General features: G+C 66.1%; 10 protein-coding genes. 3 read left to right on the forward strand and 7 right to left on the reverse strand.

The features are described from left to right. Positions 1-5 precede the first annotated feature (5 nt). A complete protein-coding gene (locus AC07S4_RS14565) occupies positions 6-443 on the forward strand; it encodes a DUF29 domain-containing protein (RefSeq protein WP_494987332.1) in 438 nt (145 codons plus the stop codon). Positions 444-458: 15 nt separating this feature from the next. On the opposite strand, the gene AC07S4_RS14570 is transcribed toward AC07S4_RS14565, so the two are convergent. Continuing rightward, entirely contained in the window at positions 459-1,355 is an 897-nt protein-coding gene (locus tag AC07S4_RS14570; RefSeq protein WP_494987333.1) for a LysR substrate-binding domain-containing protein, read from the reverse strand. Between the two features lie 98 nt (positions 1,356-1,453). On the opposite strand from AC07S4_RS14570, the gene AC07S4_RS14575 reads away from it, so the two are divergent. Beyond that, on the forward strand, positions 1,454-2,467 hold the full coding sequence (locus tag AC07S4_RS14575) for an aldo/keto reductase (RefSeq protein WP_494987334.1): 1,014 nt from the start codon (positions 1,454-1,456) through the stop codon (positions 2,465-2,467). A 6-nt stretch (positions 2,468-2,473) separates the two neighbouring features. Here AC07S4_RS14575 and AC07S4_RS14580 read toward each other — a convergent pair whose 3' ends face one another. The 6 genes from AC07S4_RS14580 to AC07S4_RS14605 all read right to left on the reverse strand — a co-directional run bounded on the left by AC07S4_RS14580 (position 2,474) and on the right by AC07S4_RS14605 (position 9,995). Continuing rightward, positions 2,474-4,090: an Ig-like domain-containing protein gene (locus AC07S4_RS14580; RefSeq protein ID WP_494987335.1), complete on the reverse strand. Its 1,617-nt coding sequence runs from the start codon at positions 4,088-4,090 to the stop codon at positions 2,474-2,476. Between the two features lie 216 nt (positions 4,091-4,306). Further along, positions 4,307-5,446, reverse strand: coding sequence for an ABC transporter ATP-binding protein (locus AC07S4_RS14585; RefSeq protein ID WP_494987336.1), 1,140 nt, complete (start codon positions 5,444-5,446; stop codon positions 4,307-4,309). Between the two features lie 10 nt (positions 5,447-5,456). Beyond that, a complete protein-coding gene (locus AC07S4_RS14590; RefSeq protein ID WP_494987337.1) occupies positions 5,457-6,335 on the reverse strand; it encodes a carbohydrate ABC transporter permease in 879 nt (292 codons plus the stop codon). Further along, complete coding sequence (locus AC07S4_RS14595; protein ID WP_494987338.1) at positions 6,325-7,269, reverse strand: carbohydrate ABC transporter permease; 945 nt, start codon at positions 7,267-7,269, stop codon at positions 6,325-6,327. The genes AC07S4_RS14590 and AC07S4_RS14595 overlap by 11 nt, the downstream gene beginning before the upstream one ends. A gap of 149 nt (positions 7,270-7,418) precedes the next feature. Then, positions 7,419-8,669 carry an ABC transporter substrate-binding protein gene (locus AC07S4_RS14600; RefSeq protein WP_494987339.1) on the reverse strand — a complete coding sequence of 417 codons (1,251 nt, stop codon included), beginning with the start codon at positions 8,667-8,669 and terminating at the stop codon, positions 7,419-7,421. A gap of 57 nt (positions 8,670-8,726) precedes the next feature. Beyond that, positions 8,727-9,995: a maltoporin gene (locus AC07S4_RS14605; RefSeq protein WP_494987340.1), complete on the reverse strand. Its 1,269-nt coding sequence runs from the start codon at positions 9,993-9,995 to the stop codon at positions 8,727-8,729. Positions 9,996-10,336: 341 nt separating this feature from the next. Between AC07S4_RS14605 and AC07S4_RS14610 the strand changes: the two genes are divergently transcribed. Further along, positions 10,337-11,608, forward strand: coding sequence for an ABC transporter substrate-binding protein (locus AC07S4_RS14610; RefSeq protein ID WP_494987341.1), 1,272 nt, complete (start codon positions 10,337-10,339; stop codon positions 11,606-11,608). Positions 11,609-11,611: the final 3 nt, after the last annotated feature.

Below are 11,611 nucleotides of genomic sequence, written 5' to 3' on the forward strand. Positions count from 1 at the left end.
ACGCCATGGACACCACGGCTTATCACGACGACATCGCGGCGTGGGCGCTGGAGCAGGCGCAGCTGCTGCGCGCCGGGCAGCTGGGACTGATCGACGCAGAACAGATTGCGGAGGAGTTGATTGGCCTGAGCCTGAGTGAACGGCGCGGCATCTCCAGCCGCTTCGTGGTGCTGCAGCAGCATTTGCTGAAATGGCAGTACCAGCCGGAACGGCGCGGCGCCAGCTGGCGCAACACCATCCGTGTGCAGCGCCGCGCGATTGAACGCATCCTCAAGCGCACGCCCAGCCTGCACCGCCTGCTGGGCGATCCCGAGTGGCAGGAAGAAAACTGGGACGACGCGGTCGACCGCACCGCGCGCGAAACCGGGCTGGACCCGGCCACGCTGCCCGAGCGCTGCCCCTGGAGCGTGGCGCAACTGCGCGACGAACAGTTTTTGCCGTGAGCTGGCCCGGGAGACTTAAGCCACCAGTATTTTCCTGAAGATATCCACCAGCGGCCGCAGCGTAACGCGGTGCCACACCACCCATAGCGGCGTGCGGTAGTCGAACCAGGGCGCTTCGCGCAGCACCACGCCGGGCGGGGCCTGGTGGCGCAGGCTTTGCTGGATCATGGCGATGCCCAGGCCGGCCGCCACCAGGCCGAGCGCCGTCATCGGCTCCGGCGCGCGCATGCGCACGTCCGGCGTAAAGCCCGCCTTGGCGCAGGTGACGGTCAGGTGGTCATGCTCGAAAGCGCCGTCCTTGTGGTGGATGGCGATCCATTCCTGGTTGCGCAGTTCCTCCACCGCCAGCGGCCGCGCCAGGGCGTCCGCCTGCGCCAGCGGGTGGCCGGCGGGCAGCGCCAGCAGCATGGGGTCGCTCACCACTTGCAGCCGGTCCAGCTCCTCATCGTCCGCCGCCGGCGGCGCGCAGACCAGGGCAACGTCCAGGCTGCGCTGGCGCAGGCCTTCCAGCTGGTCGGACGACTGCTGGTTGTACAGCGCCACATGCACCGCCGGCCGGCTGCTGCGCACGGCGCGCAGGGCGGCCGGCAGCACGCCGGAATGCATGGCGTTTTCCACATAGCCTATGCACAGCCCGCCCTCGTCGCCCTGGCCCAGCCGGCGCCCCAGCGACTCCAGCCGCTGCCCGTGCGTCAGGAAGGCGCGCGTTTCGGCCAGAAAGGTTTTGCCATCCGCCGTAAGACGGATGCGCTGCTGGCTGCGCTCGAACAGCGTCAAGCCCAGCCTTTCCTCCAGCTGGGCAATCTGCCTGCTGAGCGGGGATTGCGATATATGCAGGCGTTCGGCGGCGCGCCCCACGTGCTCCTCTTCGGCCACGGCGACGAAATAGTTGAGTTGGCGTATGTCCAGCATGTCAGACCCGTTGAGACTTAAGTTGTGCAAATTATGTCTTGGACGGCATTAACTTGGCAAGCTAAGATTTCATCACTTACTTCTCGAAAGGAAATGCAATGAGTCTCAAAGACAAACTCCCAGGCCAGCTTGGTTTCGGCACCGCTCCGCTGGGCAATATGTTCCGCAATATTCCGGAAGCCGAAGCGCAGGCGACGGTGGACGCAGCCTGGGACCACGGCGTGCGCTTCTTCGACGCGGCGCCGCTGTACGGCGCCGGCCTGGCCGAGAGCCGCCTGGGCGAGGCGCTGAGCAAGCGCAAGCGCGACGACTATGTGGTCAGCACCAAGGTGGGCCGGTTGATCCTGGACGAGCTGGAAGATCCATCCCAGCGCAGCCTGGGCGAGAAGGGTGGCTTGTTCGAGCACGGCAACCGCAACAAGATCGTCAACGACTACTCGGCCGACGCCACGCTGCGCTCCATCGAAGGCAGCCTGAAGCGCCTGAAGACGGACCGCCTGGACATCGTCTGGGTGCACGACGTGGCGCAGGACTTCTTCGGCGACGAATGGCTGTCCTATTTCGAAAGTGCGCGCACCGGCGCCTTCCGTGCGCTGGCCCGCCTGAAGGAAGAAGGCGTGATCAAGGCCTGGGGCCTGGGCGTAAACCGCGTCGAGCCTATCGAGCTGACGCTGGCGCTGGACGAACCCAAGCCGGACGGCTTCCTGCTGGCCGGGCGCTACACCCTGTTGGACCATGCCAGCGCCCTGCAGCGCGTGATGCCGCAGTCGCTGCAGCACGGCGCCGGGATCGTGGTGGGCGGTCCTTACAGCTCCGGCGTGCTGGCCGGCGGCCAGAACTTCGAGTACCAGCAGGCCTCGCCTGAAATCCTGGCCAAAGTGGCGCGCCTGAAAGCACTGGCGCAGCGCCACGGCGTCAGCATCAAGGCGGCGGCGCTGCAGTTCGCGCTGGCCAACCCGGCAGTGGCGGCGGTGATCCCGGGCGCCAGCCGTCCGGAGCGCATCGCGGAAGACGCGGCGGCCATGGCCGAGAAGATCCCGGCCGAGTTCTGGCACGCGCTGCGCGCCGAAAAGCTGGTGGCCGACAACGCACCGCTGCCTTTCGGCGCCTAAGCAGGCTCAGGCGAAGTGCGCGTGCTCGGCCGCGTGCGTGTGGCGGCCGATGAGCTGGACCTCGTGTTCCGGCGCCAGGTCGAGCGCCATCGAGCTGGCGCTGGCGGACTGGACCACGATGCCGCTGTTGTCGAGCGCCATGGTCTGGTCCGCGAACTTGATGAACTCGCTGCGCACCAGCAGGTCGCTGCCGCCGCCGGTGCCCGCCACGTCGGTCACCTTGTAGCCGTAGGCGGTCTTGCCCACGGTGTAGTTGGCGCGCGCGCCGCCGTACACCACGGTGTCGATGCCGGCGCCGCCGTCGATGTAATTGTTGGCGGTCAGCGCATTGAGCGTGTCGTTGGCCGCCGTGCCGGTGACGTTGCGCGCGCTCAGAACGGTAAAGTCCTGCGCCGCCGAGGCCGCCGACACATTGCCCGCCGCGTCGGTCGCCTTGGCCGTGACGTGGTAGCTGCCGTTGCCCACCGCCACCGGCGTGATGCTCCAGCTACCGTTGGCGGCCGCCGTGCCCACGCCCATGCTGGTGGAACCGTTGAAAATCTCCACCTTGGCGCCCGCTTCCACCACGCCGCTGAAGGTGGGATGGTTGCCGCTGGCCGCAGCCGAGCCGTCCTTGGTGAAAACGAGCGTGGGCTGCGCCGGCGCAGTGGTGTCCGGCAGCGGCGCCGTGGCGGCGATGGCGAACAGGCCGTCGCTGAAGCGCAGCTGCTCTATGCCGCTGAGCGTGTCCGTGCCCTGCGCGCCGCTCACACTCCAGCTGCCGGCGCCAAGCTGCGACACGGTGTAGGCCGTGTGCACGCCGTTGTAGAAGGCCGTGTCGGTGCCTGCGCCGCCGTTCAGCATGTCATTGCCCGCGCCGCCTTCCAGCATATCGTTGGCGGCCGTGCCGGCCAGCGTGTCGGCCTGGCTGGTGCCGGTGATGTAGCGCCCGCCGCCGGCCGAGTTCACGCCCAGCGCGCCGCCCAGCCCGTCGCCGCCGTACAGCCATTTCAGCGCGGCGACATCGTACTCGCCGAAGGTGGAGTGCACGCCGCCGCTATGGGTGTAGGACATCAGCGTATAGGCCGTGCTGTCGGTCGCGGCGGGCAGCTTGACCGTGCCCTCGAAGGAATGCTTCAGGCCCATCGCGTGGCCCAGCTCGTGCAGCAGCGTTTCATAGCCCTGCGTGCCCGGGGCGAGGTTGGCGTTCATGCCCGCCCATTCGGCATTGTCCAGATAGACCCAGGTCGCGGCGCTGAACTTGGTCACAACATTGCTGCTGTTGTAGGAATAGCTGTAGCGTGAACTGTCCAGGCCGGTGGTGCTGGAGCCGCTGATGTTGGCGTTGGCGAAGTGGATCTGCGCCGCGTTGCCGTCGCCGGTTTCGGCGAACTGGATGCCGGTCAATTGCGAGATGTAGTTCAGCGCGCCGCGCGTGGCCGTTTGCTGCGCGGCGCTGAAGGCCAGCGGCGCGCTCAGGATGGCGCTGTTGCCGGACTCTAGCCCGGCCGCCGTGGAAAAACTGTAGTAGAGGGTGTTGCCGCCGGAGGTCTGGTAATTCCAGTTCGGCAGATTGTTCAGGAGTGCATCGATGTGGTTGAGGCCGGAGAGGGTGGTGCTTTTGACTTCGGATACGGTTGCCATGTCGCGGTGCCTACGAGTAATCGGGCTGGTCAGTATTCAGCGCCGGCACTCCATGGTCAACCGCCGTGCCTATCGTGCGCGGGGTGAGTGTGCACTCATTTGCGGATTGCTAATGCACGTCCGGCAACTCTTGCGGCAACCGGTCAAAAACGGGCAAAAAAAGACCGGCGTTTGCCGGTCAAAAGAGGGTGCAGCGGTAAAGCGGTGGGTGGCGCCTCAGGCGCCCAGGCGCATTTCCGAGGCCGGGTCGAACAGGATGGCTTTGGACAGGTCGAACGCCAGCGCAATGCTCGCGCCCGGCTCGGCGCCTGCGCGCGGGTGGGTGCGGCAGGTGGCGCGCGCGCCGTTGAACCAGGCGAAGGCCAGCGTGTCCGGGCCGGTGGGCTCGGTCATCTCTATTGCGCAGGACACTTCCATGGGGTGGTAGCCTTCCGGCGTCTCTGCGCGGCGCGCGCTCAGCGCGTCGGTCACGTGTTCGGGGCGTATGCCCAGGATCAGCTCGCGGCCCAGCCAGGCGCCGAAGTGGCCGGCGGCGGCGTGGTTGGCCGGCAGCGGCAGCAGCGTGGTGGCGCCCTGGTGCTCCAGCGCGAAGGCCGCGCCCGCAGCGTGGGCCACCAGCTTGCCGCGCAGGAAATTCATCGACGGCGAGCCAATGAAGCCGGCCACGTACAGATTGTCCGGCTGGTCGTAGATTTCCTGCGGGCTGCCGAACTGCTGCACCACGCCGTCGCGCATGACGGCGATGCGGTCGCCCAAGGTCATCGCCTCGATCTGGTCGTGCGTCACGTAGACGATGGTGGCGCCCAGGCGCTGGTGCAGCAGCTTGATCTCGGCGCGCATTTCCACGCGCAGCTTGGCGTCCAGGTTGGACAGCGGCTCGTCGAACAGGAACAGCGAGGGATCGCGCGCAATCGCGCGGCCCATGGCCACGCGCTGGCGCTGGCCGCCGGACAGCATGGCTGGCTTGCGTTCCAGCAGGTGCTTCATCTGCAGCGTTTCGGCCACGCGGTTGACGATGATCTCCTGCTCGGCCTTGGGCACCTTGCGGATGCCCAGGCCGAAGGAGATGTTCTCGCGCACCGTCATGGTGGGGTAGAGCGCATAGGACTGGAACACCATCGCAATGTCGCGCTCCTTGGGCGGCACATTGTTCACCACGCGCTCGCCGATGCGGATCTCGCCCTGCGAAATGTTTTCCAGGCCCGCGATCATGTTCAGCAGGGTGGACTTGCCGCAGCCGGAGCCGCCCACCAGGATCAGGAACTGGCCGTCCTCGATATCGAGGTCGATGCCCTTGAGGATTTCGGCGCCGTTGGGATACACCTTGCGCACATTGCGGATAGATAAGCTTGCCATGAGAGTCTCCTTAACCTTTGACGGCGCCGGCGGTGAGGCCGCGCACGAAGTATTTGCCAGCCACCAGGTAGATCAGCAGCGTGGGCAGCGCGGCGATGATGGCCGCCGCCATGTTCACGTTGTATTCGGTCACGCCGGTGGAGGTGTTGACCAGATTGTTCAGCGCCACCGTCACGGGCTGCGCGTCCGAGCCGCCGAACACCACGCCGAACAGGAAGTCGTTCCAGATCTGCGTGAACTGCCAGATGAAGCACACCATGAAGATGGGCAGCGACAGCGGGAAGATGATGCGGCGGTAGATCATGAAGAAGCCCGCGCCGTCGATGCGCGCGGCGTTCACCAGCTCCTCCGGCACCGTCACGTAGTAATTGCGGAAGAACAGCGTGGTGAAGGCGATGCCGTAGATGATGTGGACCACCACCAGGCCGCTGGTGGTGTTGGCCAGTTCGGCCATGCCCAGCAGGCGCGCCATCGGCAGTATCACCACCTGGAAGGGGATGAAGCAGCCCACCATCAGCGCGGTGAAGACGGCGTTGTGGCCGGGGAAGCGCCAGTGCGCCAGCACGTAGCCGTTCAGCGATCCGATCAGGCTGGAGATCAGCACCGCCGGTATCGCCATCCGGACCGAGTTCCAGAAGTAGGGCGCCAGGCCTTCGCAGCGCACGCCGGTGCAGGCTTGCGACCAGGCTTTGCCCCAGGCCGCCGTGGTGGGCGCGAGCGGGAAGTCGAGCAGGTTGCCGTCGCGGATCTGGTCCAGCGTTTTCACGGAAGTGGTCAGCATCACGTACAGCGGCGCGAGGTAGTACAGCGCCACCAGCACCAGCAAGGCGTAGAGCATGACGCGGCCGGGCGTGATGCGGCCGCCGTCGTGGTTCAGGTCAGCGGCCATGGCGCGCTCCTTTCGTTTCGAGGTACATCAGCGGCACCAGCACGGCCAGCACGGTGGCCAGCATCATCATGGCCGAGGCGGCGCCCAGGCCCAGCTGGCCGCGCGTGAAGGAAAACTGGTACATGAAGATGGCTGGCACGTCGGACGAGGTGCCGGGGCCGCCGGCCGTCAACGCCATCACCAGGTCGAAGCTCTTGATGGCGATGTGGGCCAGCACCAGCAGCACGCTGAAGAACACCGGCCGCAGCGAGGGGATGACGATGCGCCGGTAGATGGTCGGCAGGCTGGCGCCGTCCACCTGGGCGGCCTTGATGATGCTGTCGTCCACGCTGCGCAGGCCGGCCAGGAACAGGGCCATGACGAAGCCGGACGATTGCCACACGCCGGCGATGACGACGGTGTAGATGGCCATGTCGGAGTCCACCAGCCAGCCGAAGGTGAAATTGGTGTAGCCCCAGTCGTGCATCATTTTTTCCAGGCCGAGGCCGGGGTTGAGTATCCACTTCCAGGCCGCGCCGGTGACGATGAAGGACAGCGCCATCGGGTACAGGTAGATGGCGCGCAGCGCGCCTTCGTGGCGGATGCGCTGGTCCAGCAGGATGGCCATGGTGAGGCCGATGGCCAGGCAGCCGAGGATGAACAGCGCGCCAAACACGCCGAGGTTGCTGGCCGAAACCCACCAGCGCTCGATGCCGAACAGGCGCTCGTACTGGGCGAAGCCGGCGTACTCGAAGTTGGGCATCATGCGCGACTCGGTCAGCGAGAGCCAGGCGGTGAGGGCGATGAAGCCGTAGACGAAGACCAGCGAGGCGATGATGGTGGGGGACAGCACCAGGCGCGGCAGCCAGGCGTCGGCCAGCGCGCCGAAGCGGCTGGCGGCGCGCTGTTTGGCGGGCGCGGCGGGTGAAACAGGGTGAAGCGGTATGGCGGACATGATGCGGGTTCTCCAGAGCTTGAGGCGGTATCCGTAGGGCGGGTTGGCGGAACGCGTAACCCGCCGGTGCGTGCGTTGCGGCGGTGCCGGCGGGTTACGCGCTGCGCGCTAACCCGCCCTACGGTGGTGCTTTGCCTCGGTGCGGCGGCTTACATGGTTTTGGCGGCCTTGGCCAGCGCTTGCGCGGCGGCTTGCGGCGTCATGTTCGAGTTCATGAACTTGGCGATCACGTCCTGGATGGCGCCGGCCTTCGCGCTGTCGATGGCCATGCCGTGCGCCAGCGAGGGCAGCAGCGCATTGGCCTTGCTGGTGGCCGCCATGTCGTCCATCGAGCGGGTGGCGCAGCTGTCGAACTTGGCGCGCGAGACGCCTGCGCGCACCGGGATCGAACCTTTGTTCAGGTTGAACACTTCCTGGAACTCGGGGCTCATCACCGCGCTGGCCAGCGTCAGCTGCGACTTCTGCTCTTCGGCGCTCTTGACCTTGAACATGGCCAGCGAGTCGATGTTGAAGGTGTAGCTATTGCCGGTGCCCGGCGCGGGCAGGCACAGGAAGTCCTTGCCCGCGACCTTGCCGGCAGCCGTGAATTCGCCCTTGGCCCAGTCGCCCATGAACTGCATGCCGGCCTTGCCGTTGATGACCATGGCGGTGGCCAGGTTCCAGTCGCGGCCCGCCGCGTCCTTGTCGATATAGGTCTTGATGCGGGCCAGCGTTTCGAAGGACTTGACCATGGTGGGGCCGGACAGGCTGGCCGGGTCCAGCTGCACCAGCGCCTTGCGGTAGAAGTCCGCGCCGCCCACGCCCAGCACCACGGACTCGAACACGGTGGCGTCCTGCCACGGCTGGCCGCCGTGGGCCACGGCCACCAGGCCGGCCTTCTTGATCTTGTCGGCCGCGTCGAAGAACTCGGCGAAATTGGTGGGCGCCTTGGCGCCGGCCTTGGCCAGCACTTCCGGGTTTACCCACAGCCAGTTCACCCGGTGCACGTTCACCGGCACCGCCACGTAATGGCCTTTGTACTTCATCACATTGGTGACCACCGGCGGCAGCACCGACTCCCACTTGCCCTCGGCGGCGGCTGCGTCGATATTGGCCAGCACGCCTTCCTGGCCCCATTCCTGGATGGCCGGACCTTTGATCTGGGCCGCGGCCGGGGCGCTGCCCGCCATCACGCGCGCCTTCAGCGCCGTGGTGGCGTTCTCGCCGGCGCCGCCCGCCACCGCGAAGTCTTTCCAGGCCACGCCTTTGGCTTCCATCATCTTCTTCAGTTCGGCGATGGACTTGGCTTCGCCGCCCGAGGTCCAGTAGTGCAGTACTTCGACTTGCGGCGCGGCCTGGGCCATCGTGGCGGTGCCCAGGGCGATGGCGAGGGCGCTCAGCGCCAGTGGATGCAGTTTCATTGTGTGTCTCCTGTTGAATTTTATGAGTGAGTTATGAGTGAATGTCCAGGCGCCGGCTTACCACCAGGCTTCCATGTGGATGCCGTAGGAAACGCCGCTGGTGTCGCTGCCGTACACCGCGCCGGAGTTGTTGAACGCGTTGACCGACTTGCTGGCCGCGTCGTTCCACTTGCCGTAGCTGACGAAGAAGCGCAGCTCGGGGCGGGCGAAGTAGTCGCGCGCCAGGCTGATGGTGGGGGCGATGGTCAGCTTGGTCAGGCGCTGGGTGCCTGGCGTCTTGTCCGCCTTCAGCTGGGTCACGCCCAGTTCGGCCTGCAGCTTGAAGTTCTCGGCCAGCGCGTACACGGGGCGGGCGCCGACGGTGGTCCAGGTGGTGGCGCCGTCCTTGTCGTTCTTGTCGCGCTGGTACAGGGCCACGAACTCCATGCTGAAGTCGCGGGTGGGCTGTATCACCACGTCGTCGAAGATGCGCAGGCGGGTGTAGTCAGACCCCAGCAGCGTGCTGCCGGACGGGCCGATGCGCGCGCAGCACGGGCCGTTGATGCCGGTGCCGGGACCGACGCCGTATTGCACGCCGACGGTGTTGCCGCCGCCGAAGACCTTGGCCTGGCGGTGGAACACCGACAGCTGCCAGCCGTCGTGCGTCGTTTTATCCTGGCCCTGGGCCGAGATGATGGAGGCGGCGAAGTCCAGCGTGCCGTTGGTATTGACCGGCAGGCCTTCGTACACCAGGTTCTGGCGCAGCGCGGACGGCGAGTCGATCACCTTGCCGGTGGCCGGGTCGGTGGTGTTGAAGTCGTTGTCCTTGAAGACGGCGTAGCTGATCTTGCCCGCGCCCAGCGGATAGCCGTCGATGCCGCCGCCGGTGCCGTTCATATTGATGTACTGCATATCCAGCATGTGGATGTCGGGACGGTAGTAGTGGCGCTTGCCGACCCAGACGATGCCGCCGTCCATGAAGGGCAGGTTCTTCGCTTCGATGTAGGCCTTGGACACGCCCAGCTTGGCGTCGCCGAAGTCGGAGCTGTTCTTGTAGGCGTCGGCCCAGAAGGTGCCGACGAAGCTGGCGCCGTTGGCGGCCTTGGCCAGCTCCTTGGTGTAGCCCAGCTCGGTGAAGCTGTCGCACTCGTTGCCGAGGCGGTAGGACATGGTGATGCCGCCCAGGCCGTAGCAGCTTTGGGTGCCGCCGTGGTTGCTGGTGCCGCCGCCGGCGCGCAGATAGCCGTGGAAGCCTTCGGTTTCATGGTCGCCGGCGTAAGCGGCGCCGCAGGACAGGGCCAGCGCAATGGCGGCGGGCAGGGAAAGGCGGACGAATCGGGTCATCATAAGGTCAGGTCTCCGGTATAAGTTTGTTTTGTGTTTTTTGCTACCGGGACGGACAGTAGCATCGGCCGAAATGTGATTCCAGCAGGCGCGGCCGGGGCGGTGATGTGATGCTTAAGTAATTGATTTTTATGAAAAATAGTACTTTCGGCGCAGGCCGGGCGCTAACATAAACTTACACAGCCCCAGTGTGCTGCGCCGCAGCGGCTGCAACATTTCGCAATAAATCCATACGCTTTCTTGCAAAATGCTTTGCATCCTTACCATCGTTTCAAGAATGCTTTGGGTTATAGTCTGGGCACACAAACGCCATCCTGGAATGGCTACAAAAAAATCACAGAGACATGACGGAAACCATCAGCCACAAGCTGCGCTTGGCCGCCTGCTTGCTATCCCTTCTGCTAGCCACCATGGCGTGCACCGGCGCACGCGCGGAGTCCCTGCAGGTGCTGCACTGGTGGAAGTCGGTCAGCGAGCGCAGGGCGGTCGACCTGATCGCGCTGCGGCTGGCGGAGTCTGACATTGGCTGGCGCGACAGCATGATCCCCAGCGGCTCCGGCGCGGGCGCCGGCATCGTGCTGCGCAGCCGCATGCTGGCCAAGGACGCGCCGGAAGTGGCGCAGGTGAACGGCATCGTCATCCGAGACTGGGCCAGGCTGGACCTGCTGCTGGACCTGGACGCCGTGGCTGCGGCCGGAAAATGGGATAAACAGTTATTGCCCACGGTGGCCGACGCCATCAAGTCGGACGGCCATGTCTACGCGGCGCCGGTGGGCATCCACCGCATGAACACCCTGTTCTACAACCGCAAGCTGCTGGCGCGCCTGAACCTGGCCGTGCCGGAAACCTGGGCGCAGTTCGAGCAGGCCGCCGCCAGGCTGCAGCAGGCGGGCGTGGTGCCGCTGGCGCAAAGCAGCGAGCCGTGGCAGGTGACCACCTTGTTCGAAGCGCTGGTGCTGTCCGAAGGCGCCGAGTTCCACCGCGACCTGTTCCAGCGCCGCAATGCCGCCGCCTACGCCGACCCGCGCCTGGCTGCGGCCTTGCAGCGCCTGCGCGGCCTGAAGAAGTGGATGGGCAGCCCCATCGCCGAGCGCAGCTGGGACGAGGGCGTGCGCGAGCTGGCGGACGGCCGCGCCGCCTTCATGGTGATGGGCGACTGGGCCAAGGGCGAACTGGTGTCGCGCGGGCTGACGGTGGAGGAGGGCTTTGGCTGCGCCGCCGCGCCGGGCACGGCCAGCTACCACCTGTACAACATCGACACGCTGGGCATGCTGGCCACGCGCGAGCCGCACCGCGCGGCGCAGGAGAAGCTGGCCGCGCTCATCATGTCGCCCGCCATGCAGAACGACTACAACCAGATCAAGGGCTCCATCCCCGTGCTGCGCAATCCCGCGCTGGCGAAGATGGACGTGTGTGCGCGCGCTTCGTGGAAGCTGTTCAACAGCGGCCCGGAAGCGCTGGTGCCCAGCCTGGTGCACCGCATGGCCACCGAGGAGGTGGTGCGCGACGCCATCGTGGCGGAAGTGCACCGCTACTTCCTGGACGACAATGCCGGCGTGGCCGACACCCAGCGCAGGCTGGCCGCCATCGCCCGCACTTTTACCAAGACAAAATAGAAA

The sequence above is a fragment of the Pseudoduganella sp. GW821-FHT05F09 genome (assembly GCF_059419605.1).